We start from the raw sequence: 25,689 nt of genomic DNA, 5'->3' as shown, positions 1-25,689 counted from the left end.
TCCATCACACTAGCGGCGTCCACCTTCGAGATAGGCGGCGCGGACCTCGGGGCTCGCCAGCAGCTCCTGGCCGGTGCCGCGCAGCGTGATGGCGCCATTGACCATGACGTACGCGCGGTGGGCGAGGCGCAGGGCATGGAACGCGTTCTGCTCGACGAGGAACACCGTGAGTTTTTCGCGGGCATTGAGGTCGGCGATCACCTGGAAGATCTGCTTGACGATGAGCGGAGCAAGGCCGAGCGAAGGCTCATCGAGCAACAGGAGCTTGGGCCGGCTCATCAGGGCGCGCGCGATGGCCAGCATCTGCTGCTCGCCACCCGATAGCGTGCCGCCGCGCTGGCTGAGGCGCTCGCGCAGGCGCGGAAAGATCGCCGTGACGTGTGCGAGCTCGCGCTCGTAATCGCCATGCCCGGCGAACTCGGCGCCCATGCGCAGGTTCTCCTCGACCGTCATGCGGCCGAAGATGCGCCGCCCCTCCGGCGATTGCGCCAGGCCGAGGCGGGCGATCTCGTGCGTCGGCATTTGCGTGATGTCGCGCCCCTCGAACAGGATGCGTCCATCGCGCGCGCGCGGGTTGCCGAAGATCGTCATCATCAAGGTCGACTTGCCGGCCCCATTGGCGCCGATGAGCGTGACGATCTCACCGGCCGGCACATCGAGACCAACGTCGTGCAGGGCGGCGATATTGCCGTAGCAGGCGGTGACGCCGTGCAGCGACAGAAGCGGCGCGGTCATAAGCCCACCTCCGCCTCGGCGCGTGCGACTTCCTCATCCTCGACGCCGAGGTATGCCGCCACGACTTTGGGATCGTTGCGCACGCTGTCCGGCGTGCCGTCGGAGATGCGCAAGCCATATTCGAGCACGATGACGTGGTCGGAGATCTCCATGACCACCGACATGTCGTGCTCGATGAGCAGGATGGAGGTGGCGTGCTCGTCGCGAATGGCGCGCAGCAGCGTATTGAGCGCCGTGCTCTCGCGCGGATTGAGCCCGGCGGCCGGCTCGTCGAGGCAAAGCAGGACCGGGTCGGTGCACATGGCGCGCGCAATCTCGAGGCGGCGCTGATCGCCATAGGGCAGCGAGCCCGCCGCGTCGTCGGCGCGGTGCGTCAGCTCGATGCGGTCGAGCCAGTAGCGCGCCATATTGACCGCCGCCTTCTCCGCCTGCGCGTAGCTGGGCGCGCCGAGGAGGCCGAGCAGCGACCATCCGGACGCGTGCATCAGCGGATTGTGCTGCGCGACGATTAGGTTCTCCAGCGCCGTCATGCCGGGAAACAGGCGGATGTTCTGAAACGTGCGGGCGACGCGCGCGCGCCGCGCGATCTCGAAGTCCGGCATGCGCTCGAGCAGGAAGAGCCCGTCGCTCCCCATACGACCATCGCGGCACGCGTAGCGGCGGCTCGAGGCGGTGAGCTGGGCGACGGCTTCCGCCTCGATGGGGGCGCCGGTCGACAGCGCCATAAGCCCACTCGTCGGCCTGTAGAAGCCGGTTATGCAGTTGAACACGGTGGTCTTACCGGCGCCGTTCGGACCGATGAGCGCGGTGATGTCGCCGCGGCCGACCGAGAACGACAGATCGCGCACGGCGACAAGACCGCCGAAGCGCATGGTGAGGCCCTCGACGACGAGCAGCGGGTCGCGCAGCCAGCGCATCAGCCGTGCCCTTCCTTGACGTGGGCGCCGGAGACAGCCTTGGCCTCGTGCAGCGCGATGGAGGGCTCGCGCGAGGCGATGAGGCCGCGCGGGCGCCACACCATCATCAGCACCATGGCGAAGCCGAAGATGAGCATGCGGTATTGGCCGGGGTCGAAGTCGGGGCCGAAGATGGACTTGAGCCAGTCGAGCTCGCGCAACAGCTCGATGCCGCCGATGATGGCGACGGCGGCCACGGCGACGCCGACCAGCGAGCCCATGCCGCCGAGCACGACGATGGCGAGGATCGTCGCCGATTCCATGAACTCGAACGAGCGCGGATTGACGAAGCCCTGGCGGGCCCCGAAGAAGGCGCCGGCGAGCCCGCCGAACAGCGCGCCCATGGCGAAGGCGGTGAGCTTGGTGTTGACGGTGTTGATGCCGAGCGAGCGGCAGGCGATCTCGTCCTCGCGCAAGGCTTCCCACGCGCGCCCGATCGGCAACCTGCGCATGCGCTGGGTCACGAACGCGACCAGCAGCGCCAGTGCCAGGATGACGTAATAGAGAAAGATCGAGCGGTGCACGGTCGTCGAGCCGGGCAGGTGGAACACGTCGGCAAACGTCGTCTCGCCGGTGCGCGAGCCGAAGGGGAGCCCGAAGAACGTGATGCGCGGCGTCTGGATGCCGACGTTGCCGTTGGTGAGGTCGACCCAGTTGATGAGCACGAGGCGGATGATCTCGCCGAACGCCAGTGTGACGATGGCGAGGTAATCGCCGCGCAGGCGCAGCACCGGGAAGCCGAGCATCAAGCCCCAGAAGGCGGCGAGGATGCCGGCGATGGGCAGGCAGATCCAGAACGCCCACGGCCCGAGCACGGGGACGGTCGCCGGGATCACATAGGTGGCGATGATGGCATAGGCGTAGGCGCCGACGGCATAGAACGCGACATAGCCGAGGTCGAGCAGCCCGGCGAGGCCGACGACAATGTTGAGGCCCCAGGCGAGCATCACGTAGATGAGGATCTGCACACCGAAATTATCGATCCATTTCACCGCGCCGCCCTGCCCGGTCAGCAGCAAGGCGAGGAACGGGAACAGCAGCAGCACGGCAAGGCCGGCGCGCGGCAGCCAGACCTTGTGATGATCGGATAGATCGAGGGGCGGAAAGAGCACGCGCCGTGGCCGCGTGGGGTGCGCATAGAGGCGCCACAGGAGCCGGCCCAGAAATACCGCAGCGACGATCAGCGCTACGAGCAGCGGCCGCGCCTCGAGCACCGTCTGCAGGGAGAGGTCGCGCTCGGTGCGGAAGGCGATGAGCGGGAAGCACAGTCCGAGTGCGACGAGCGCCCAAACGGCTGCGTCCTTGGCGGCCGTCAGAATTGCGGCCGATACGGGCGGCAGCCCGCCCTGGCTGCCCGCGCTCATGGATCAAACCTTCTCGACATCGGGTCGGCCGAGCAGGCCGGACGGCATGAAGATCAACGTGACGGCGAGGATGGAAAACGCCGCGACGTCCTTATAGTCGATCGAAAAGTACGCCGACCACATAGTCTCGATGAGCCCGATGAGCAGGCCGCCGATGACCGCGCCGGGCAGCGAGCCGATGCCGCCGAGCACCGCCGCGGTGAAGGCTTTGACGCCCGGGGTGAAGCCGTCGCTGAAATTGACGACGCCATAGTAGGTCATGAACATCAGTCCGGCGACGGCGGCGAGCGCGCCGCCGACGACGAACGTTAGCGACACGGTGCGATTGACGTCGACGCCGATCAGGGCGGCCATGCGCCGGTCCTGCTCGCAGGCGCGCTGGGCGCGGCCGAGCTTGGTCTTCTGCACGAGCGCCCAGAAGGCGACGAGCAGCACCGCGGTGACGATAAAGATGAGGAACTGCTTTTCCGAGATGGTGACCGAGCCGGCGCCGATGGGAACGCTGATCACGTCGTTGAGCATCGGCGGCACCGGCTTGTTGCGCGGGCCCTGCGCCACTTGCACGAAGTTCGACAGGAAGATCGACATGCCGATGGCGGAGATCAGCGGCGCGAGGCGGAACGAGCCCGCCAAGGGACGATAGGCGATGCGCTCGATGACCCAGCTCCACAGCGCGGTGAGCGCCATGCCGAGCACGAGCACGATGAGGAGTGCCAGGCCGAGCGCGCCGACGCCCAGAATTTGCGTCAGGATCAGAAACAGGATGAGGGCGATGAAGGCGGAGACCATGAACACGTCGCCGTGGGCGAAGTTCACCATGCCGATGATGCCGAACACCATCGTGTAGCCGATGGCGATTAGTCCATATATCGCGCCGAGCGACAGGCCGTTGATCAGCTGCTGAACGAAGTATTCCATGCTTCCCCCGGTCGCCGAACCTCCCGCACTCTAGAGCAAAAGATGCGATCCGTCGCAGAACGGCTCGTCATCCGTTTGTTTGCAGCCGCAAATGTTGAATGTGCCGGTGTGGTCGACGACGAAGCGCAACGGCTCGATGCCGGTGCCGCTGTGCGAGCCATCACAGAAGGGCTGATTCTTGGAGCGTCCGCAGCGGCAGTAGAAGTATGGCTTTCCCTCGCTGAGCTCGACTTGATAGGGCCCCGCCTGCGCGACGATTGCCTCCTCTGCCATGCGCACTTCTCCTTCGCTGGTGGCGGTGCACGCCCGCGTCGCCGTAGACCGTAAGTCAATGGCTAGCGGCTTCGGTGGAGCGCGACAAGCCCGCTGCGCCGATGCGCGTTGCACATGCGGGGCGCGAATCGCTGTCGCAGCGTGCCGGGCAATGGACGCCGCGGCGCCGAGCCGGCTCCTGGCGCACGCGGACGCACGCGTATGTCTCCACCTTATTTCTGCTCATGACAATTATTTGCAGCTGAGTGGACGTACAGCATCTCGCAGCGGGGATATGGGTTTGGGGGAAACGAATCGTGCGAATTTTCGCAGCTGTGTGCACGCCCCGGCATGCCCCGCCTGGACGGCGTCCAGGCATGTCTCGGCAATGGCGAACTGGGAGCGAGCATGGCTCGGCAGCCGCGTCGCGTGGCGGACAACTTCGGTGCGGCTGGCGGGCGGCGGCGCCGGAGCGCTTCGGCGTGCGCGCTGTTCGTGCTGGCGTGGGCTGGCGCCCAGCCGGCCATGGCGCAGACCATCGAGCAGGAAGGCGATCGTATCCCCGGGCTTCCAGAGCCCTCGATCGCCGTCAGTTTCCCGCGTGAGTTCGGTGATCCTGGCGGCATCCGCTCGGCGCTGGCCGGGCGCGGCATCACCTACGCCATCAACTACATCGGCGAGGTGCTCGGTAATCCCACGGGCGGCTTTGCGCAGGAGGCCTTCTATGACGGACGTCTCGAGGTGGCGCTCAGCGTCGACCTCGAGAAGATGATCGGCTGGGATGGCCTTACATTCTTCACCAACGGCTATCAGATCCACGGCCGCAGTATCACCGCCACCGACCTCGGCGCTCTCATGCCTGTCAGCTTCATAGAGGCATTCGCCTCGACGCGCTTGTTCGAGCTGTGGCTGGAGCAGAAGCTGCTCGGCGACCATCTTTCGCTCCGCTTCGGGCAGCTGTCCGCCGACAGCGAATTCTTGATCAGTGAAGGCGCGGGCGCCTTCCTCAACGCTTCCTGGGGCTGGCCGGCGATCGCGGGCATCAACATCCCCGACGGTGGTCCCGCCTATCCGCTCGCCGCGCCGGCCGTGCGGCTCTCCTTCAACCCAACCGACAACCTCGGATTTCTCGTCGGCGTGTTTAGTGGCGATCCGGCTGGCGATTGCGCCGCGGACCTGCCGCAGGAGTGCAACCCCAACGGGCTCGACTTTCCGCTCAACGATCCACTGCTCTTTATCGAGGCGGCGATCAAATACAACCAGGGCGAAGGCGCGCTGCCTGGAACCCTGAAGCTCGGGGGGTGGAAGCTCTACGGCAGCTTCGAGCAGACGGCGACGGGATCGGCCGGCCTGCCGATCGGTCTGCAGCCTGTCCCCGGCGTCTTGGCCGAGCACGATCATGCCCTCTACCTCGTTCTCGATCAGATGATCTATCGACTGCCGGGAGATGACGATCCCAAGGGCGTCGCCGTGTTCGGCCGCATCATCGGTGCCCCGTCGGAGGGCAACATGATCGAGCTCTATTGGGAGGCGGGCCTGACACTCGACGGCGTGTGGTCGGCGCGCCCGCACGACCTGCTGGGCATCGGCTTTGCCTATACCGGCGTCTCGGCGCAGATCATCGACTACAACAAGGAGCAGGGATTTCCGGTGATCCCGAGCTTCGAAGGCATGCTCGAGGTGAGCTACGCGGCGCAAATCATGCCGGGACTGACCCTGCAGCCGGATTTCCAATACTTCTGGAACCCGGGCGGCCACGTGGGCGACCCTGAGGACCCCACCACCGCGGTGCCGAATGCAGCGGTGTTCGGCCTGCGCTCGACGGTCAATTACTGATCCAGGCATGGGCATGGCTGTCGCGTTCGCGCTGCGCTAGGTGTCAGCGCATGAGCGATATGCGTCCCATACTCATCGCCGGTCCTACCGCCAGCGGAAAATCCGGCCTGGCGCTGCGCCTCGCCGAGCATGTCGGCGGCGTCGTCGTCAACGCCGATTCGATGCAGGTCTACCGCGAGCTGCGGGTGCTGACCGCGCGCCCGGGGCCCGAGGAGGAAGCGCGCGCACCGCACGCGCTTTACGGCTTCGTCAGTGGCCGCGAGAGCTACTCGGCCGGACGCTATGCCATGGACGTCGCCGGGGCGCTCGCGGAGGCGCAACGCGCGGGCCGGCGCCCAATCATCGTCGGCGGCACCGGCCTCTACTTCAAGACGCTGGTCGAGGGGCTCTCCCCGATACCCGGCATACCGCAGGAGGTGCGCGCGCATTGGCGCGCGGAAGCAGCCGAGAAGGGGGCCGCCCATGTGCACGCCGCTCTCGCCGCACGCGATACCGACATGGCGCAGCGCCTGGCGCCCGGCGACACGCAGCGCATCGTCCGCGCGCTGGAGGTGCTGGATGCCACGGGGCTGTCGCTCGCCGAGTGGCAGCGGATGCCGCGCCAGCCCGTACTCGATCTTGCTGCGACGGTGCCGCTCGTCGTCGATGTGGAGCGCGCGGAGCTTTGGCGCCGCATCGACGCGCGCTTTGTGCAGATGATGCAGCAGGGCGCCCTCGATGAGGTGCTGCAACTCGAGGCGCTGGGGCTCGATCCGACATTGCCGATCATGACCGCTTTGGGGGTGCGTCCGCTGCTGCGCCACCTCGCCGGCGAGCTATCGCGCGAGCAGGCGGTCGCTGCCGGGCAGGCGGAGACGCGCCAGTACGCCAAGCGGCAAGCGACGTGGGCGCGCAGCAATATGATTGCGTGGAAACGGATAAGCACGCACGAAATGGAAATGTCTGCTGGAGATTTCGTATCTTTTGTTCAATCGCTGCATTGACCCCGGGTCTGGGCGGCCTTAGCTTCCGCGCCAAGTCCGTGCCTGCCAACCGCGGCGCGGGGCTGATCTTTCGGAGTTGGCAATGGCACGTACCATGACGGGCGCCGAAATGGTGCTCGCGGCGCTGGCCGATCAAGGCGTCGAGCATATCTTCGGCTACCCCGGCGGCGCCGTGCTGCCGATTTACGATGAGCTGTTCCAGCAGGACAAGATCAAGCACATCCTGGTCCGCCAGGAAGGCGGCGCGCTGCACGCGGCCGAAGGCTACGCGCGCTCGACGGGCAAGGTGGGCGTAGCCCTCGTGACCTCCGGCCCCGGCGCGACCAACTCGGTGACCGGTCTCACCGACGCGCTGATGGACTCCATTCCCATCGTTTGCATTACCGGGCAGGTGCCGACGCACCTCATCGGCAACGACGCGTTCCAGGAGTGCGATACCGTCGGCATCACGCGCCCGTGCACCAAGCACAATTGGTTGGTGAAGAACGTCAACGATCTGGCGCGCATTCTTCATGAGGCGTTCTACATCGCCAAGGCGGGCCGTCCCGGTCCGGTGGTCATAGACATTCCGAAGGACATCCAGTTCGCCAGCGGCAACTACGTCGGCCCCTCGAACATCGCCCACAAGACCTACAAGCCGCGCGTGAAGCCCGACCAGGTCGTCGTGCGCGAGGCCGTCGACCTGATGGCGCGCGCCAAGCGCCCGGTGTTCTACACTGGCGGCGGCGTCATCAATTCAGGGCCGAAGGCGAGCCAGATCCTGCGCGAGCTTGTGCGTCTCACCGGCTTTCCCATCACCTCGACGCTGATGGGGCTCGGCGCCTATCCGGCCTCCGACAAGCAGTGGCTCGGCATGCTCGGCATGCATGGCACCTACGAGGCCAACCTCGCCATGCACGATTGCGATGTGATGATCGCCGTCGGCGCGCGCTTCGATGACCGCATCACCGGCCGCATCGACGCCTTCTCGCCGGGATCGCAGAAGATCCAGATCGATATCGATCCGTCCTCGATCAACAAGAACGTCAAGGTCGACATCCCGATCGTCGGCGACGTCGCCTATACGCTCGAGGACATGCTGCGCATCTGGAAGTCGAAGGCGCCGCAGCTTGACAAGGCGGCGCACAAATCCTGGTGGAAGCAGATCGATGGGTGGCGGGCCAAGAAGTCGCTCAGCTACAAGAAATCCCGCGACGTGATCATGCCGCAATATGCGGTGGAGCGGCTGTACGAGCTGACCAAGGACCGCGACGCCTACATCACGACCGAGGTCGGGCAGCACCAGATGTGGGCGGCGCAGTTCTACCACTTCGACGAGCCGAACCGCTGGATGACCTCCGGCGGCCTCGGCACCATGGGCTACGGCCTGCCGGCGGCGATCGGCGCCCAGCTCGCGCACCCCAAGTCGCTGGTCATCGACATTGCCGGCGACGCCTCGATCCTGATGAACATCCAGGAAGCCTCGACCGCCGTGCAGTACGACCTGCCGGTCAAGGTGTTCATCCTCAACAATCAATACATGGGCATGGTCCGCCAGTGGCAGCAGTTGCTGCACGGCAACCGCCTGTCGCACAGCTATACCGAAAGCCTGCCCGACTTCGTGAAGCTCGCCGAGGCCTACGGGTGGACCGGCATGCGCTGCGAGGACCCGGCTGAGCTCGACGATGCGATCCGGCAGATGATCGACACCAAGGGGCCGGTCATTTTCGACTGCCGCGTCGCCACGCTCGCCAACTGCTTCCCGATGATCCCGTCCGGCAAGGCGCACAACGAGATGCTGCTCGGCGAGGATGTCTCCGACGAGGAGGTCGAGCAGGCCATCGGCGAGGAAGGCAAGGTGCTGGTCTGATGTCGAGCGGCGCGCGCGAAACCTGCGGTGAGATGCCGTGCCAGCGGCGTGGCGCGCGCACTCGCGTGCTGCTCGCGCTGGCCGCGGCAAGCCTGGTCGGGATGAGCACCACCTCGCTCGTCGCCGCGCGCGACCCCGACTGGGATCAGGTTGCCAACATCAAGGAAGCGGCGACGCGGCTCGCGCAGCTGCAGAAAACGCAAGGCGCGACCAGGGCCTTCATCTTCATCGACGCCTGCTATCGGACGCATAGCCTGTCGACGGACTACACCAAGGCGTTCGAGGCCTGCATCGCGCAGGACTACCTGGAAACGCAGATCCTGTCGCTGATCTATTCGCGCATGTCGCCCGATGCCCTGAAGCGCATGGGGGCGCCGACCCCCGACATGCTGGCGGCGACCATGACCCGGCGTGTGAGCGCCGCCTTCGCCCAGTACAAAATTCCGAAGGAGCGCATCGCCGAGTTCAAGCGCAACATCGACGAGCACGGGTTTCCGCTGTTCTTCCAGACCCTGTTCCCGGACGCCAAGCTGCCGGTTCCGCGCCTCACCCCGCAGGGCAAAGAGGCGGAAAAGGCGAGCCCGGCAGAAACGAGCCCAGAAAAAAAATGACGAACATCGCCAAGCCCCTATCCAAGAGCCACTACGTGGGCCCCGGCGCGGCGCAGGCGGTCGTCGCGCGCACGCTGTCGGTCCTCGTCGACAACGAGCCGGGCGTCTTGGCACGCGTCATCGGCCTCTTCTCGGGGCGCGGCTACAACATCGACTCGCTCACCGTGACCGAGACCGAGCACGAAAAGCACCTGTCGCGCATCACCATCGTCACGCGCGGAACCCCCGACGTCATCGAGCAGATCAAGCATCAGCTCGAGCGTCTCGTGCCCGTGCACCGCGTGCGCGACCTGACGGTCGAGGGCGTGGCACTGGAGCGCGAGCTCGCCCTGATCAAGGTCGCCGGCAAGGGCGAAAAGCGCATCGAGGCGATGCGCATTGCCGAGATTTTTCGGGCCAAAGTCGTCGACACCTCGACCGAGCACTTCGTGTTCGAGGTGACCGGCAAGCCGTCAAAGCTCGAGGAATTCATAGGGATCATGACCGAGCTGGGCCTCGTCGAAGTGTCGCGCACCGGCATCGCCGCCATTGGCCGCGGCTCGGCGAGCGGTTAAAGGAGCTGCCAGAAAAACCGCCGCCGGCCCGGGATCAGCGGCCGGCCCGCCACCGCAGCCGCACCCGCGGCCCCGCTGCCTGCATATCGCTACGAGCTAGAACCACAGAGGAAGCCATGCGCGTTTATTACGATCGTGATGCCGACATTAATCTCATCAAGGCCAAGAAGGTCGCGATCGTCGGCTACGGCAGCCAAGGTCACGCGCACGCGCTGAACTTGCGCGACTCGGGCGTCAAGGAGGTGGCCATCGCCTTGCGCAAGGGCTCGGCCAGCGCGCAGAAGGCCGAGAAGGAGGGGCTCAAGGTGATGGAGGTGGCCGAGGCCGCCAAGTGGGCCGACGTCATTATGATGCTGACGCCAGACGAGCTGCAGGCAGACATCTACCGCGATCACCTCGCCGCCAACATGAAGAAGGGCGCCGCGCTGATGTTCGCGCACGGCCTCAACGTGCATTTCAACCTGATCGAGCCGCGCGCCGACCTCGACGTCGGCATGGTGGCGCCGAAGGGGCCCGGTCATACCGTGCGCGGCGAGTACCTCAAAGGCGGCGGCGTGCCGTGCCTCATCGCCGTGCACCAGGATAAGAGCGGCAACGCGCACGACCTGTTCCTGTCCTACGCCTCCGCCGTCGGCGGCGGGCGCTCCGGGATCATCGAGACGACGTTCAAGGAAGAGTGCGAGACCGATCTCTTCGGCGAGCAGGCGGTGCTCTGCGGCGGTCTCGTGGAGCTGATCCGCGCCGGCTTCGAGACGCTGGTCGAGGCGGGCTATGCGCCGGAGATGGCGTACTTCGAGTGTCTGCACGAGGTGAAGCTGATCGTCGACCTCATCTACGAAGGCGGCATCGCCAACATGAACTACTCGGTGTCGAACACGGCCGAGTTCGGCGAGTACGTCTCCGGCCCGCGCGTGATCACCGCGCAGACCAAGGAGGAGATGCGGAAAATCCTCAAGGACATACAAACCGGCGCCTTCACGTCGGAGTGGATTCGCGAATGCAAGGCCGGCCAGCCCAAATTCAAGGCGACGCGGCGCATGAACGACTCTCACCCGATCGAGGAAGTGGGCGCGCGCCTGCGCGATATGATGCCGTGGATCAAATCCAAGGCGCTGGTCGACAAGTCGCGCAACTGAGGCCCGGCTGCAACTGCAACTCTCGCCGTTTTGGCGCATACTGATGGCCCCACAAGACGGGACGATCAGGGAGTTCAGCCATGTTGCGTGTTCTCACATCCATCGCCGCTGCCGCTTTGCTCGCCGCGGCGCCGCTGGCGCTGTCGGCCGGCACGGCCGACGCCGCCAATGCGACCAAGATCTGCAAGCACAAGACGGCCAGCGGCAAGATCAAGACTTGGCGCTGCGGCAAGGATCAGCCGTGCTGCGCGGCCGAAATGATCAACTACTATACCTGTGGATCGAAGATGCTCGGCTGCCTGTAAGGCAGAAGCGGCACGCGCGACGCCAGAAAGCCCGCGCAGCCACTCTGGGGAGGTAGCGTTGGGCTACAGCCGCGCGAGCCTTCCAGGCTAGCTCTGGTGCGAGGCGACGCCTTGCCAACAGAGCGCGCAAAGAAACGGACGGCGGAGAAGCGGGGACCTCCACCGTCCGCTCCAGCGGCATCACGAGCGGTGACGCCGCCGGATTTCGAACTCGGGCGCCCGCACGTGCGGTTCGTGCGGCTTTACGGGCGCGCTATCCACACGTGACGTCATGGCTCACACAGGTGAGCGGACGCGGCCAGGCCGTCGCGTGATCGGCTATGCAAGGCGTATGCAAAGTCCCCCTCGGCACCCCCTTGCCTTCGCACTTGAAGTTCACCCCTTCATCGTGGAACCAGCATGGTTTGTTCACGGCGAAACTAAGATTTCAGACCAGAGATGGAACGTGAGGGGTTGAATTTCTCGGGCTTCTACCAGGAGCGTTGGACGCGATGACGCTGCAACCGTCGGCGATGGAGACTGACTGCGTGCGCGTCGGGCGCTGCGCTTTGCAGGTTGCCGATTGGCAGTGGCCGCTGGCCGAGAGGCGCGAGGAAATCGCCCGCGATTGGCGGCGGCGCTCGACCGAAAACCCGCAGCTGTTCGATGGCGCCGTCTACCTGATGCGCGAATACGCCCTCGACGGCGCAGGGCTGATCGGGACCTTGTTCAGGACCGACTTCAAGACCTTCCTCTATTGGCGGGCGCTGCCGGGCTCGCTCACGGAGCCCGTACGCGAAGCCTTCGGCGCCTCCCTCATTCGGTCGGCCGATGGCTACGTGCTGCTCGGGCGCCAGGGACCGGGACAACTCAACTCCGGGCGCATCTACCCGCCGGGCGGTCTGATCGATACGGCCGATGTGCGTGGCGGTACGATCGATATGGATGCCAGCATCGCGCGCGAGCTCGCCGAGGAAACGGGATTGGCGGCCGACGACTTGCAGCGCGTGCCCGGCTACCTCGTGGCGCGCGTCGGGCTGAAGGTGGCTGTCGCCATCGAATGGCGCAGCGCGCTGCCGGCGAGCGAGCTGCGCGGGCGTATCCTGGCCAACCTCAGGCGCCAGCCCGAGCCCGAGCTCGACGACATTGTTCCCATCCGCAGCCGCGCCGACATTGACGAATCGAGCATGCCGCCCCACGCGCGCGCCCTGGTGTGCACGGTACTGCCCGCTTGACCGGCCTTGATAATTGGGCAGAGTGCGCCCGCTTCAAGGGATCATGCCCCGCATGCCGCTGCCGCTGCACACGCTCGATGTCTTCACCGATCGCCGCTTCTGCGGCAACCCGCTCGCCGTCGTCGGCGAGGCGGACGCCCTCAGCACCGACCAGATGCAGGCGATTGCCCGCGAGCTGAACCTATCGGAGGCGGTCTTCGTCCTGAAGCCGCAGAACCCTGCGCATTCGGCGCGCGTGCGCATCTTCACGCCCGAGCGCGAGTTGCCGTTCGCCGGGCATCCGACTTTGGGGACGGCAATCCTGCTGGCGCAGCTGCGCACCTCGCCCGTCAACGGGGAGCGCGACGCCATCATCGTTCTCGAGCAGGCGATCGGCACCGTGCGCGTCGGCGTGCGCCTGCGGCCCGGGCAACCCCCGTTCGCCGAGTTCGACGCGCCGAAACTCCCCGAGAAAGCGGTGACGCCGCCGTCCCGCGACCGCATCGCCGACGCGCTCGGGCTGCTGCCGCGCGAGATCGGCTTTGAAAATCACACGCCGCAATGCCTGTCGGGGGGCACGACCTTCGCCTTCGTACCGGTGGCGGGTCTCGAGGCCATAGCCAAGGCGCGCATCGAGCCGGCCCAGTGGGCGAGCGTCTTCCCCGGCCATACCTTCGGCGGCGTCTATCTCTACACGCGCGAGTGTGTGCACAGCGGCGCCGCCTTCCACGCCCGCATGTTCGCCCCCCAGCTCGGCGTTCCCGAGGACCCGGCGACCGGGTCGGCGGCGGTGTGCTTTGCCAGCGTCGTGCACGATTTCGACGGGCTGCCCGACGGCGCGCACCGGCGGATGATCGAGCAGGGGCACGAGATGGGGCGCCCGAGCGCCATCGTGCTGACTCTCGTCGTCGCCGGGGGGCGGCTCGAAACGGTGCGCATCGGCGGCAGCGCCGTCCGGGTCATCGACGGCACGCTGGCGACCGAGGCCCGCCCGACCTGCTGGACTTGAGGCCGTCGGGGCCCGGCCCTGACCGGCGATGTCGCCAGCGGCAATCGCGGCGGGGTGGTGATTGGCCTCAAGCGATGACGGCACCACATGCCTTTGGCCCGCCGATAGCCGTTCGCTAACGACGTCCCCGCCCTGCCAACAGGTACACTAGCCTTAGTTGCGGTGATGTATTAAGAGATGGGTTATGCGCCAGATCTTGGTCATTGACGGCAATCGCATTTCCCGCGCGGAACCCATCCGCCGTGCGCCGTCGGCGTATCTTCTTCAGCTACTGAACCTCCTTAGCAGCCCCTGAGCCTTGATGGTTCCGGTCAACCCGGGACGAGTGCTCAGGGGATGAAAAGTTGAGCGAGCTGATGGTTCAATGCCGCTCCTCAGGAGCCGGCCCCGAGCGAAAGAAGAAGCCGATGAGCACCGATCCGCACAAGTCCGACGGACAAGTCGCCGACGCCGACCGCGTCGTCATCTTCGACACCACCTTGCGCGACGGGGAGCAATGCCCTGGCGCCACCATGACCTTCGAGGAGAAGCTCGAGGTCGCCGAGTGCCTCGATCAGATGGGCGTCGACATCATCGAGGCGGGATTTCCCATTGCCTCGGAAGGCGACTTCGAGGCCGTATCCGCCATCGCCAAGCAGGTGAAAAACGCCACCGTCGCCGGGCTCGCGCGCGCCATCTTCGCCGACATCGACCGCGCCGGCGAGGCGGTGAAGCACGCCAAGCGCGGGCGCATCCATACGTTCGTGTCGACCTCGCCCATCCACCTCGCGCACCAGATGCGCAAGACTGAGGCCGAGGTGCTGGAGATCATTACCGCCACGGTGGCGCGCGCGCGCAACCTGGTCGAGGACGTCGAATGGAGCGCGATGGACGCCACCCGCACCGGCATCGACTACCTCTGCCAGTGCGTCGATGCCGCCATCAAGGCAGGGGCCACGACAATCAACCTGCCCGACACAGTCGGTTACGCGACGCCCGACGAGTACGCCGCCATGTTCCGCATCGTGCGCGAACAGGTGCCGAACTCCGACAAGGTCAGGTTCTCGACCCATTGCCACAACGATCTGGGCTTGGCGGTGGCCAACTCGCTGGCGGCGCTGGGCGCCGGGGCGCGGCAAATCGAGTGCACCATCAATGGCATCGGCGAGCGGGCCGGAAACGCGGCGCTGGAAGAGATCGTCATGGCGATCAAGACGCGCCGCGACCGGCTCCCCTACGACACCGGCATCGATGCCACGATGCTGTCGCGCGCTTCGCGCCTGGTCTCGGCGGTGACCAACTTCCCGGTGCAGTACAACAAGGCCATCGTCGGGCGGAACGCCTTTGCACACGAGAGCGGCATCCACCAGGACGGCATCCTCAAGTACCAGCAGACATACGAGATCATGACGCCGGAATCGGTCGGCGTCGGCAAGACCTCGCTGGTCATGGGCAAGCACTCGGGCCGCAACGCCTTCCGCTCCAAGCTGAAGGAGCTCGGTTACGAGCTGGGCGAGAACGCGTTCGAGGACGCCTTCGTGCGCTTCAAGGGTCTCGCCGACCGCAAGAAGCACGTCTACGACGAGGACATCGAGGCGCTGGTGGATGAGGGCATCGCCCACATGCATGACCGCATGAAAGTGGTCTCGCTCACCGTCATCGCCGGCAACATGGGACCGCAGTCGGCGACCCTGACGCTCGACATCGAGGGCGTGCAGCATACGGTGCAGTCGACCGGCAACGGCCCGGTGGACGCCACCTTCAACGCCATCAAGCTGCTGGTGCCGCACGAAGCAAAGCTCGATCTCTACCAGGTGCACGCCGTGACCGAGGGTACCGACGCGCAGGCCGAGGTCTCCGTCCGCCTCGAGGAGGGCGGGCGCATGGTGACGGGACGCGGCGCCGATACCGATACGATGGTCGCCTCGGCGCGCGCCTACGTGTCGGCGCTCAACAAGCTGATGGTGAAGCGGCAGAAAACCGCGCGCGTGCAGCAGCAGGCGCTGTAGCCGCACGAGAGATATGGCGTCGCTGCAACCTTCGTTGCAGCGACGTCTCCACGTCCCGCGCATGGCGTGGGCGGAGGAAAAGCGCTAAATCTGCTCTGTCACGCGGCGCGGGCGTGATCGGCCGCGCCTCTGAAGATGCGAGCGGGCAATGCTACAGGGTGTGGCGAGCGCATTCTCGGACGATATTGCCATCGATCTCGGCACGGCCAACACGCTGGTGCACGTCGTCGGTCGCGGCATCATCATCGACGAGCCGTCCGCAGTCGCCGTCCGCGCGCACCGCGGCGCGCGTGAGATCCTGGCGGTCGGCCGCAAGGCCAAGGCGCTGATCGGCCGCACGCCTGAGAGCATGGAGTTGGTGCGGCCGCTGCGCGACGGCGTCATCGCCGATTTCGTCGCCACCGAGGAGATGCTGCGCCAGTTCATCAAGCGCACCAAGACCATGCTCGGCTTTCGCCGCCCGCGCATTCTCATTTGCGTGCCGGCGCAGGCAACGCCGGTGGAGCGGCGGGCGGTCTATGACACCGCCGTCTCGCTCGGAGCGCGCAAGGTGTATCTGATTGCCGAGCCAGTCGCCGCCTCGCTTGGCGCCGGGTTGCCGATCGGCGAGCCCGGCGGCGCCATGGTCCTCGACATCGGCGGCGGCACCTCGGACATCGCCGTACTGTCGAACGGCATCATCGTCTCGGCCCGCACGCTGCGCGTGGCCGGCAATGCCATGGACGATGCGATCATCCGCTACGTGCGCCGCCGCCATCAACTGCTGGTCGGCGAGGTGAACGCCGAGCGCATCAAGATCGAGGCCGGCACCGCGCTGGCGACCGCCAACGGCCGCACGGCCGAGGTGCATATCCGCGGCCGCGATTTGCGCCAGGGCAGCGGCAAGAGCATCGTGCTGCGCCCCAAGGACATTGCCGAGGCGCTCGCCGAGCCGGTCGAGGCCATCGCCGACTTCGCGCAGCGTGCGCTCGAGGATCTGCCGCCCGACATCCTCGGCGACATCGCGCGGCGCGGCATCCATTTGACCGGGGGCGGCGCGCTGCTCGACAAGCTCGACGCCGCGCTGACCCGCCGCGTCGGCGTCAAGTTCCACGTCCAGCAGAACCCTATGCACTGCGTGGTCAAAGGCTCGGCAGCGGTCCTCGCCGGCCTCGACGATCACGAGCACCTTTTGATGCGGCCGTAAGCATCGGCGTCAGGTGAACTTCAGCCGCGCATAGCGCTTGTTGGCCGGGTCGTGGATGCTGGTGGCAGGACCTTCGAAATTGACGCCGATGGCGTTCGCCTGCCGCCAGGCGATCGAGGCCGGATAGAGCAGGCCGGAGGATTTCTCGTAGAGCTGGAAGGTATCGGGCAGACCGACGGTGTTGGCGATCAGAAGGCGCGCGCCGTTCTCGGACATGTCGCGGATGGTGCAATCGAGAACGCGCAGGCCATCGGCGTAGACGATCTTGCCCTCCTTGAGGACGCGTCGGCGCGGGACCTTTCGTCGCTCGTCCATGGGTCACCGGACGGGGTGAGGGACAACGGCACGCCTCATGCCGCCAGCACGCATCTTGAATCGGTGCTCGACTCGCACCTCTGCATTTATGTAGCAGAGGCGGCGGGCGGTGCCATAGCGCGGGCGCCGCATAGGCGGGCGGATTTTGGCCCCGTCGGACGCGGTTTAGGCGCCGGCAGCGGCCCGCGGCAGCGCTCTCGTCCGGGGGCTAGCGCGCTGCTGGACAGGCGCCCCCCATGGTGCTAGAGGCTTCTGCGACGAGGGCTCGCGCGGCGGGCCCTTTTGCCGTCTTGGTCGTGCGGATGGGCACCCGCCGCAATGCGGTCATGACGGGCCGTCGATCGACGGTGCGGGTGATTAGCTCAGTTGGTAGAGCAGCTGACTCTTAATCAGCGGGTCGAAGGTTCGAGTCCTTCATCACCCACCAATCTTCTCAATGTGCTGACACGTGGAGCGGGGCGGCTGACGCCCTCGTCCGGTCCCGTGCGGGCTTGCGCAGCCGCATCCGGCTCGCCCACCACTCTTTAATGCTTAGCCGCCATCTTAGCGCCTTGAGCCGTGCGGCGCCGCAAACGCGTATTGGGTAGCGGGGCGCACGGCTCGGATTCGCTGTCGACGTGCAGCCTCAACTCGTTCCGCGTGCCGCACGGTCGGCGCACAATGCGGCTGCGAAGGGGCACGGTGGCGGATTGTTCGTGGCGAGGAGATTCCCGGCCGTTCAACCGGCTTCTTGCCACTTTCTCATACCATCAAAGGCTCCCCACGGAGCGCGTAGGAGTAGCGATGTTGCGTTTGGTCACGGTGATCGGTGTGCTCGGCGGCGCCACTGCCGCGATAGCCGAGCCGGTCCGCATGACCAGCGAGGACATCAAGCGCGCCATGCCGGGCGCGCTGCTCGAGATCGATACGCCACTGAGCATCGCCATTCCGGTCAAGGTCGGTACCGACGGCCTGATGTCCGCCGAGGCGGGCGCGCTGGGATTGACGCTCGGCGCCACCAAGGATCGCGGCCGCTGGTGGACCGAGGATGACAAGCTCTGCATGAAATGGTTCCGCTGGTTCGACGCCAAGCCGCGCTGCATGGTCCTGCACCGTGAGGGCAACCGGGTTCAGTGGGCCGAGGGAAGCGGCGAGAGCGGCACCGCCACCATCACCGAGGCGCCGTCGATCGTCGCCGCGGCTCCGCCACGCCCGGAGAAGAAAGAAAAGGACGCCGAGCCGCAGGCCACAGCCATGTCAGTGCCGGCGGATGCGGAGCGCGCGCCGCCATCGGTCGAGGCTGCACCGGAACCACAATTCGCCACCGCCGGTCTCGGTAATGTCTTCGCGCCGAAGCCGAGGGCGGCGGAGCCGTTGATGCTCGGCATGCGCGACGAGGAGAGCGAGCCAAGCATCGCCCCCACCGACGAGCAGCCACCTTCGCGCATCGAGGACGCCGCGGTCGAGAAGCCGCGGCAGACGAAGGCGGCTCCCACAGCACCGGCGCCGGCGCCGCGCAAGATCGCCCGCCGGACGCCGCCCACCGCGCCGCAGCCAGAGCCTCAGGCGGCGCTCGTCTCTTTCCGCGTGGCCGGAGTGGGAGACGGCGACACGCTCAATGTGCGCAGCGGGCCGTCCGAGTATCACCTTGCGATCGGCGCCATCCCCGCGAGTGGGCGTGGGGTGCAGATCATCGGCGCCTGCCGTGATCTTTGGTGCCCGGTCCGCCATGGGCGCCTCAAAGGCTGGGTCAACCGCTACTACCTGGCTGAAGACATCGGACAGCGCGCCTCGGCGCGGCGCTAGACAGCCTGTCGGTGATAGCACGCGCGGCCAAGTCGCCTGCCGCTGCGCAATCTATATTTTCGAGTCGAATGATCGAGAAGGACGGCTCGCCAGACGAGGAAGAGTCGGCGATGTGCCGCGTGGCGTTGATGTACGAGTTCGGATTCTGACTATCTCGCAACATCAGCCATTCGACGTTGTTCGTCCCGCTACCCGGCCCCCGCGCGTCGGCGATCCGCTTAATGTATTCCTAAGCATGCCTTCACATTCGTTGCCAAAGTCGCTCCCAAGCGCGCCGCGCCGCAAGCATTCGAGCACGCGCGCACACCCGCCGTTTTGCCAATGAAAACGGGCCATTCTGAGCATCGGCGCGGTCGGCGGCAGCAGCGGCACGGTTAATCCGCGTATTCAAATTATCAACACTCTGGCGCCCACCTTCACGGTCGTTGCTGCCGCCCGGTCGTCGCGCCGCGTCGCAGGGGCAAGAGCCGCGTGGGGTTAATGCTGGTCTGGCTTATGCATGATCCGTCTCACCGCGCTGTTTGGACCTCGACGGTGCGCCAACCAGGACGAATGGCGCTCCAAGTTGGGACGCTGCTCCAGCGTGGAGCAAGGCCGGTGAGGCTCGCGTTGAAGGTGCAGACTGTGAACGGTGGCCATGGCTGAGACTATTCGCACTTGCCGCCGTGAGGATGTGCGCGCCGTCGCGGGCATGTTTGCCCGCGTTTTCCAGGGGCGGAAGCGCCTGCGCGGCAACGGGCTGGCCAGCTACTTCGAGGAAGTCATCTTCGGCCGCGCCGCCGCAGGGTCGGACCCGCGCTCGCGCGTCTTCCTCGATGCCAAAGGCGACGTGCGCGGCTTCATCGGCATCTGGCCGCGCCGCCTGCTCATGCAGGGGCGGACGATCGAGGCCGCCATCGCCGGCTCGCTGATGGTGGATCGGCCCGAGGAGCATCCGACGGCCGGGGCACGTTTGTTGCGCGCCTTCCTTGCCGGCCCGCAGGAACTCTCGTTCAGCGAAACCGCCAACGATATCTCGCAGCGCATGTGGGAGAAGGCGGGTGGCGAGCGCCTGGCGGCCTCCAGTCTCGACTGGTTGCGTGTGCTGCGTCCGGCCGGATTCGCCATCGCCGCCGCCGGCAAGGTGTTTCGTCCGGCATCGCTGTTGCGCCCGGCGGCTTCCGGCTTTGATCACCTGATCGAGGCGCGGGGGCGCAATCCTATGGCAGCTCCCGTTGAGACCACGGGCTTTCGCGATGCCGAGGCCACGAGTGCCGAGCTGGCCGAGATCATTCCCGCGCTGAGCGGCAGCTACGTGCTGCATCCCGACTGGCAGTCGCCCGACCTGTCGTTTCTGCTCGCGCACGCTGAGACCAAGGAGCGGTACGGCGAGCTGCACCGGCGCGTCGTCTACGCGCGCGGCCGCGGCCCGGTCGGCTGCTATCTGTATTATGCGCGCCGTGGCGAGGTGGCCCGCGTGCTGCAGGTGCTGGCGCTGCCCGAGGCAGTTGGCGTCACCCTCGACAATCTATTCCGTCACGCCGCATCGCTCGGCTGCGTCGGAGTAAGGGGCCGCGCCGACGCCGCCCTCCTCGATGCGCTGATCGCGCGTCGCTGCGTCCTCTTTCATGGGGCCGCCATGGTCATGCACGCGCGCGACAAGGCGCTGCTCAACGAGGTGCGTGGTTCGCGCGCGTTGCTCACCGGTCTTGCCGGCGAATCCTGGACGCGCCTCATCGGCGGAGAGTTTGCGTAAACGGGGCGCCTGGCGCTCGGGAGTTCGGTCATGTGCGGGATTGCGGGCTACTATCGAATAGGCGTGGCGCCGGAGCAGCGCCGCGGCCTGCTGGCGCGCATGATCGGCAGGCTGGCGCACCGCGGTCCCGACGGCAACGGCAGCTACCTCGACGGAGACGTCGGGCTGGCACATGCCCGCCTGAGCATCATCGACGTCGAAGGCGGGCGCCAGCCGATGTGCAACGAGGACGGCAGCGTTTGGATCACCTTCAACGGCGAGATCTTCAATTACGTCGAGTTGCGGGCCGAGCTCATTGCCCGCGGGCATGTCTTCAAGACCACCTCCGACACGGAAGTCATCGTCCACCTCTACGAGGAGCGCGGCCCAGAATGCGTCGAGGCGCTCAACGGCGACTTCGCGTTCGCCATCTGGGATAGCCGCCAGCAGCGTCTGGTGCTGGCGCGCGACCGCGTCGGCGTACGCCCGCTCTACTACGCGGTGCGCGAGGGTGCGCTCGCCTTCGCCTCCGAGGTCAAGGCGCTGCTCGAGGTTCCGGGCATCAGCGCTGCGCTCGATCCGATCGCTCTCGATCAGATGTTCACGTTCTGGTTTCCCTTAGCGCCGCGCACTCCGTTCAAGGACATCGCCGAGCTGCCGCCGGCACATGTGCTCGTCGCCACCCGCGAGGGCATATCGACGAAACGCTACTGGCGCTTCGAATACCCCGACGCGGGCGAAGACCGCCCGGTTACGCCGGCCGAGGAAGCACGCCTGACGGAGGAGGTGCGCGCCCTGCTGCTCGACGCGGTGCGCATCAGGCTGCGGGCCGACGTGCCGATCGGCGCCTACTTGAGCGGGGGGCTCGATTCCTCGATCACGACGGCCGCCATCCGCAGCTTCGTGCCCGACCAGCTGCGCTCGTTCTCGGTGGCGTTCGAGAGCGCCGAGTTCGACGAGAGCCTCTACCAGGAGGAGATGGTCGCAGCGCTCGAGCTCAGGCACTCGGTGACCCTGTGCCGCGACGCCGACATCGCCGGCGTGCTGCCGGAGCTGATCCGCCACACCGAGCGCCCGATCATGCGCACCGCGCCGGCCCCGATGCTCATGCTGTCGCGGCTGGTGCGCGACAGCGGGTTCAAGGTGGTGATGACGGGCGAGGGGGCGGACGAGGTGTTCGCCGGCTACGACGTGTTCAAGGAAGCGAAGGTGCGCCGCTTCTGCGCCGCGCAACCATCGTCCAAGCTGCGCCCCTTGCTGCTGCGCAAGCTCTACCCGTACATGCCGCGCCTGCAGAGCCAGTCGCAGCGCTACCTCGAGGCGTTCTTCGGCGGCCAGCAGGGCACGCTCGATGATCCGCTCTATTCGCACCTGCCGCGCTTCCGCACCAGCGCCGGCGCCAAGGGCTTCTTCTCCTCCGACCTGCGGGCCGAGATCGGCAGCTACGATGCCCTCGCCGAGATGCGCGACCAGTTGCCGGCCGAATTCGCGCGCTGGCACCCGCTGTCGCAGTCACAGTACCTTGAAAGCGCGTACCTGCTGCCGGGCTATATCCTCTCCTCGCAGGGTGACCGCGTCGGCATGGCGAACGCGGTCGAGGGCCGCTTCCCGTTCCTCGACCATCGGCTGATCGAGCTCGCCGCGCGCATCCCGCCGCGGCTCAAGCTGAAGGGCCTCGTCGAGAAGCACATCCTGCGCCAGAGCGTCAAAGACCTCTTGCCCGATGTCATCGCCAAGCGGCCGAAGCAGCCCTACCGGGCGCCGGAGAGCCGCGCCTTCCTGCGCTCGCGGGTGGGCGCCGCCGTGCTCGATCACATGTCGCGCGCCAACGTCAGCGACGCCGGCTACTTCGATGCCGGTCTCGTCGCGCGCCTGGTCGAGAAGTGCGACAAGCTCGCTTCGACCGGGTTCCGCGACAACCTCGCCTTCGTCGGCATCCTGTCGACCCAGGTTTGGCACGACGCTTTCGTCGCCGGTGCACCGGGAAACCATGGCATAGCGATTGCTTCCCCATCCCAAGATTGGCGCAGCCAAGCAGGCGCCGCATCGGCCACGCCGGCCGGTCCTTAACGCAGTGAGCGAGTACGTCATGGCTAACGACTTGAAACGATCGATCCGCGAATTCATCGAGATGAGCTTCCTCTTCCGCGAAGGCCGCGTGCGGCTGGGGGACGAGGAGTCGTTGCTGGCCGCCGGGCTCATCGACTCGACCGGCATTCTCGAGCTGGTCTCCTACCTCGAGAGCCAGTTCGGCATCGTCGTGGAGGACGAGGAGATCGTGCCGGAAAACCTCGATTCGGTGAGCCGCATTGCCGACTACGTGGCCGGCAAGCAGGAAGCCGAGCAGGTAACCGCCATTGCGGTGTGAGCCATTCACCGAGGTTAGGTGCCTGCCGTCATGAGGAGCCCCGCCAATGCGCTTTGAAATGTTCCTGCGCCAGAGCGCCGAGCGCTTCCCCGACAAGACGGCGCTGACCGCCTCGGGCAGGCGCCTCACCTACAGCCAGCTCGATGCCATTTCCGACGAGCTGGCCCAGGGCCTCATCGAGCGCGGCGTCGGTCGCGGCGATCGTGTCGTCCTATTCCTGGACAACAGCGCCGAGGCGGTTGTCTCGATATTCGCCGTTCTGAAGGCGGGTGCGGTGTTCAGCCCGGTTAACCCTACGACCAAGGCCGACAAGCTCGCCTACATTCTCAACAACTGCCGCGCCCGTGCGCTCATCACGCAACAGAAGATCGCCGGCGTGGCCGCCGATGCCGTTCTCGCCTCTCCGTCGGTTGCGCTGACCATCGTCGCCGACGGCGAGGTAGCGCCCGACCGCGACGGCTTTGCGCACTGGAACGACGTGCTCACCGCCCCGTCGTTCTCGCTGCTCAAGGGCGCTTCCGGCATCGACATCGATCTCGCGATGCTCATCTACACCTCGGGATCCACAGGCTTCCCGAAGGGCGTGATGATGACGCATCAAAACGTCGTCGCCGCTTCGACCTCGATCACTACCTACCTCGAGAACACCGCCGACGACATCATCCTCAACGTGCTCCCCGTGGCCTTCGACTACGGCCTCTATCAGGTGCTGATGGCGGTGCAGGTCGGGGCCACGCTGGTGCTCGAAAAGTCGTTCGCCTTCCCGCAGGTGATCCTCAATCGCGCCGCCGAGGAGAAGGTTACGGGTCTGCCGCTGGTGCCGACCATGGCCGCCATCCTCATCGCACAACGCAACCTCGCGCCCGGCGCGTTGCCGCATCTGCGCTACATCACCAACACCGCCGCCGCGCTGCCGCCCGCGCACATCGAGCGGCTGCAAGCGCTGTTCCCGCACGTGGCGCTCTACTCCATGTATGGCCTCACCGAATGCAAGCGCTGCACCTGGCTGCCGCCGCATGAGCTGAAGAACCGCATTTCGTCGGTGGGCATCGCCATCCCCGGCACCGAGGCCTATGTCGTCGACGACGATGGCAACAGGGTGGGGCCGGGCATCATCGGCGAGCTCGTCATTCGCGGCGCGCACGTGATGAAGGGCTATTGGGAGAACCCCGAGGCCACGGCCCGCGCGCTGCGTCCCGGGCCGCACGCGTGGGAGCGCGTGCTGCATACGGGCGATCTGTTCCGTACCGACGAGGAAGGCTTCCTGTACTTCGTCGGCCGCAAGGACGACATCATCAAATCGCGCGGCGAGAAGGTCGCTCCCAAGGAGGTCGAGAACGTCATCTACGCCTTGCCGGGCGTCGCCGAGGTGGCGGTCATAGGCGTGCCGGACGCGATCCTCGGCAGTGCCATCAAAGCCGTCATTGCCCGCGAGCCGGATGCCGCTCTCACCGAGGTGGATGTGGTGCGCCACTGCGCGCGGTTCCTGGAAGACTACATGCTGCCCAAATTCGTCGAGTTCCGCCCGTCGCTGCCGAAGACGGAGTCGGGAAAGATCAGCCGCCGCCTCGTTGCCGAAAGCCAAACCGGAAAGTCGCATGACGCTACGTTCTGACGATACGGCGCCGGCCGGTCACGCGGGCCAATTCACGGCCGAGGCCCTGCATCTCGACGCGCCCGCTGCCGTGCGTGCCATCACGCAGGGCATCGGCGAGCAGGTCCTACGCCGGCTGCGCCGCCGCGGCGCGGTGATCGGCCTTTCCGGGGGCGTGGATTCCAGCGTCACCGCCGCCCTGTGCGCGGCCGCGCTCGGGCCGGGCAACGTTATGGCCGTGCTGATGCCGGAGAAGGATTCCGATCCGGAGAGCCTGCGTCTCGGGCGGCTCGTGGCCGCGACATACGGCATCCGCCACGTGGTGGAGGACATAGCGCCGACGCTAGCGGCCGCCGGTTGCTACCTGCGCCGCGACGGGGCCATCCGCGAGCTTTTCCCAGACTACGGACCCGACTGGAGCTGCAAGGTCGTGCTGTCGAACGCCTTGCACGGCAACCGCTACAGCCTCACCAAGCTCGTCGTGCAGACGCCGTCCGGCGAGCGCAAAGAGGCGCGCATGCCGATCCACGTCTATCAGGCGGTCGTCGCGGCGACGAACATGAAGCAGCGCACACGCAAGCAGCTCGAGTACTATCACGCCGACCGCCTGAACTACGCCGTGGCCGGCACGCCGAACCGGCTGGAGTACGATCAGGGCTTCTTCGTCAAGAACGGCGACGGCGCCGCCGACTTCAAGCCCATCGCGCACCTCTACAAGTCGCAGGTCTATCAGCTCGCCGAGGAGCTGGGCGTGCCGGCCGAAATCCGCCAGCGTCCGCCGACCACCGACACCTGGTCGATGGCACAGACGCAGGAGGAGTTCTATTTCGCGCTTCCCTACGGGCAGATGGACCTATGCCTTTACGGCCTGGAGCACGGCATAGCGGCGGCCGAGGTGGGACGTGCAGCGGGGCTGACCGAGGAGCAGGTAGCGCTCGTGTGGCAGGACATCGAGGCCAAGCGCAAAGCGACGCGCTACCTGCACGAGCCGCCCCTGCTGATTGGCGACGAAGGCTCGAGCACGGCCGCCTGACGCTC

General features: G+C 66.4%; 23 protein-coding genes and 1 tRNA gene. 18 read left to right on the top strand and 6 right to left on the bottom strand.

All coding sequences use genetic code 11. The features are described 5' to 3' along the window. Positions 1–9: 9 nt before the first annotated feature. Genes F9K20_RS14020 through F9K20_RS14000 form a run of 5 tightly spaced genes read right to left on the bottom strand, consistent with a single transcriptional unit; the run spans position 10 to position 4,246 of the window. Positions 10–735, bottom strand: a complete 726-nt coding sequence (locus tag F9K20_RS14020) for an ABC transporter ATP-binding protein (RefSeq protein ID WP_291002887.1) — start codon at positions 733–735, stop codon at positions 10–12. Then, entirely contained in the window at positions 732–1,652 is a 921-nt protein-coding gene (locus tag F9K20_RS14015) for an ABC transporter ATP-binding protein (RefSeq protein WP_291002884.1), read from the bottom strand. The genes F9K20_RS14020 and F9K20_RS14015 overlap by 4 nt, the downstream gene beginning before the upstream one ends. Beyond that, positions 1,652–3,055, bottom strand: a complete 1,404-nt coding sequence (gene livM, locus F9K20_RS14010) for a high-affinity branched-chain amino acid ABC transporter permease LivM (RefSeq protein WP_291002882.1) — start codon at positions 3,053–3,055, stop codon at positions 1,652–1,654. The genes F9K20_RS14015 and livM overlap by 1 nt, the downstream gene beginning before the upstream one ends. Positions 3,056–3,058: 3 nt before the next feature. Continuing rightward, positions 3,059–3,973, bottom strand: a complete 915-nt coding sequence (locus tag F9K20_RS14005) for a branched-chain amino acid ABC transporter permease LivH (RefSeq protein ID WP_291002879.1) — start codon at positions 3,971–3,973, stop codon at positions 3,059–3,061. 30 nt (positions 3,974–4,003) lie between these two features. Further along, positions 4,004–4,246, bottom strand: coding sequence for a CDGSH iron-sulfur domain-containing protein (locus F9K20_RS14000; protein WP_291002876.1), 243 nt, complete (start codon positions 4,244–4,246; stop codon positions 4,004–4,006). 387 nt (positions 4,247–4,633) lie between these two features. Here F9K20_RS14000 and F9K20_RS13995 point away from each other — a divergent pair, with 387 nt between their 5' ends. The 11 genes from F9K20_RS13995 to F9K20_RS13945 all read left to right on the top strand — a co-directional run bounded on the left by F9K20_RS13995 (position 4,634) and on the right by F9K20_RS13945 (position 16,875). Beyond that, a complete protein-coding gene (locus F9K20_RS13995; RefSeq protein ID WP_291002874.1) occupies positions 4,634–6,061 on the top strand; it encodes a carbohydrate porin in 1,428 nt (475 codons plus the stop codon). 50 nt (positions 6,062–6,111) lie between these two features. Beyond that, on the top strand, positions 6,112–7,044 hold the full coding sequence (gene miaA, locus F9K20_RS13990) for a tRNA (adenosine(37)-N6)-dimethylallyltransferase MiaA (RefSeq protein ID WP_291002871.1): 933 nt from the start codon (positions 6,112–6,114) through the stop codon (positions 7,042–7,044). An 82-nt stretch (positions 7,045–7,126) separates the two neighbouring features. Then, complete coding sequence (locus F9K20_RS13985) at positions 7,127–8,893, top strand: acetolactate synthase 3 large subunit (RefSeq protein ID WP_291002868.1); 1,767 nt, start codon at positions 7,127–7,129, stop codon at positions 8,891–8,893. After that, positions 8,893–9,504, top strand: a complete 612-nt coding sequence (locus F9K20_RS13980) for a hypothetical protein (RefSeq protein WP_291002865.1) — start codon at positions 8,893–8,895, stop codon at positions 9,502–9,504. The genes F9K20_RS13985 and F9K20_RS13980 overlap by 1 nt, the downstream gene beginning before the upstream one ends. After that, complete coding sequence (gene ilvN / locus F9K20_RS13975) at positions 9,501–10,058, top strand: acetolactate synthase small subunit (protein WP_291002863.1); 558 nt, start codon at positions 9,501–9,503, stop codon at positions 10,056–10,058. Before F9K20_RS13980 ends, ilvN begins: the two co-directional genes overlap by 4 nt. Before the next feature lie 116 nt (positions 10,059–10,174). After that, the gene (gene ilvC, locus F9K20_RS13970; RefSeq protein WP_291002860.1) at positions 10,175–11,194 is read left to right on the top strand and encodes a ketol-acid reductoisomerase; all 1,020 of its coding nucleotides are present in this window, start codon (positions 10,175–10,177) and stop codon (positions 11,192–11,194) included. 80 nt (positions 11,195–11,274) lie between these two features. After that, entirely contained in the window at positions 11,275–11,499 is a 225-nt protein-coding gene (locus F9K20_RS13965; RefSeq protein ID WP_291002858.1) for a hypothetical protein, read from the top strand. 491 nt (positions 11,500–11,990) lie between these two features. After that, complete coding sequence (locus tag F9K20_RS13960; protein ID WP_291002855.1) at positions 11,991–12,713, top strand: NUDIX hydrolase; 723 nt, start codon at positions 11,991–11,993, stop codon at positions 12,711–12,713. Between the two features lie 52 nt (positions 12,714–12,765). Further along, the gene (locus tag F9K20_RS13955; RefSeq protein WP_291002852.1) at positions 12,766–13,701 is read left to right on the top strand and encodes a PhzF family phenazine biosynthesis protein; all 936 of its coding nucleotides are present in this window, start codon (positions 12,766–12,768) and stop codon (positions 13,699–13,701) included. Positions 13,702–14,108: 407 nt separating this feature from the next. Further along, positions 14,109–15,689 carry a 2-isopropylmalate synthase gene (locus F9K20_RS13950; protein WP_291002849.1) on the top strand — a complete coding sequence of 527 codons (1,581 nt, stop codon included), beginning with the start codon at positions 14,109–14,111 and terminating at the stop codon, positions 15,687–15,689. Positions 15,690–15,837: 148 nt separating this feature from the next. Next, positions 15,838–16,875, top strand: coding sequence for a rod shape-determining protein (locus tag F9K20_RS13945; RefSeq protein WP_291002846.1), 1,038 nt, complete (start codon positions 15,838–15,840; stop codon positions 16,873–16,875). A 9-nt stretch (positions 16,876–16,884) separates the two neighbouring features. Here F9K20_RS13945 and F9K20_RS13940 read toward each other — a convergent pair whose 3' ends face one another. Further along, positions 16,885–17,190: a PilZ domain-containing protein gene (locus F9K20_RS13940; protein WP_291002843.1), complete on the bottom strand. Its 306-nt coding sequence runs from the start codon at positions 17,188–17,190 to the stop codon at positions 16,885–16,887. Between the two features lie 351 nt (positions 17,191–17,541). Here F9K20_RS13940 and F9K20_RS13935 point away from each other — a divergent pair. From F9K20_RS13935 to nadE, 7 genes are all read left to right on the top strand, one after another. Continuing rightward, a tRNA-Lys gene (locus F9K20_RS13935) sits at positions 17,542–17,617 on the top strand. A 356-nt stretch (positions 17,618–17,973) separates the two neighbouring features. After that, positions 17,974–18,975 carry an SH3 domain-containing protein gene (locus tag F9K20_RS13930; RefSeq protein WP_291002840.1) on the top strand — a complete coding sequence of 334 codons (1,002 nt, stop codon included), beginning with the start codon at positions 17,974–17,976 and terminating at the stop codon, positions 18,973–18,975. A gap of 637 nt (positions 18,976–19,612) precedes the next feature. After that, positions 19,613–20,710: a hypothetical protein gene (locus F9K20_RS13925; protein ID WP_291002837.1), complete on the top strand. Its 1,098-nt coding sequence runs from the start codon at positions 19,613–19,615 to the stop codon at positions 20,708–20,710. 30 nt (positions 20,711–20,740) lie between these two features. After that, positions 20,741–22,759 (top strand): asparagine synthase (glutamine-hydrolyzing), encoded by a 2,019-nt coding sequence (gene asnB, locus F9K20_RS13920; protein ID WP_291002834.1) that lies wholly within the window; start codon positions 20,741–20,743, stop codon positions 22,757–22,759. A gap of 19 nt (positions 22,760–22,778) precedes the next feature. Further along, positions 22,779–23,057: an acyl carrier protein gene (locus F9K20_RS13915; RefSeq protein WP_291002832.1), complete on the top strand. Its 279-nt coding sequence runs from the start codon at positions 22,779–22,781 to the stop codon at positions 23,055–23,057. A gap of 46 nt (positions 23,058–23,103) precedes the next feature. Further along, on the top strand, positions 23,104–24,672 hold the full coding sequence (locus tag F9K20_RS13910; RefSeq protein WP_291002828.1) for a class I adenylate-forming enzyme family protein: 1,569 nt from the start codon (positions 23,104–23,106) through the stop codon (positions 24,670–24,672). Beyond that, positions 24,656–25,684 (top strand): NAD(+) synthase, encoded by a 1,029-nt coding sequence (gene nadE, locus F9K20_RS13905; protein WP_291002825.1) that lies wholly within the window; start codon positions 24,656–24,658, stop codon positions 25,682–25,684. Before F9K20_RS13910 ends, nadE begins: the two co-directional genes overlap by 17 nt. Positions 25,685–25,689: the final 5 nt, after the last annotated feature.

It is taken from the genome of Hyphomicrobium sp., assembly GCF_009026145.1.
Classification (GTDB): domain Bacteria; phylum Pseudomonadota; class Alphaproteobacteria; order Rhizobiales; family Hyphomicrobiaceae; genus Hyphomicrobium_A.
This window is presented reverse-complemented; position numbering and strand designations above follow the sequence as displayed.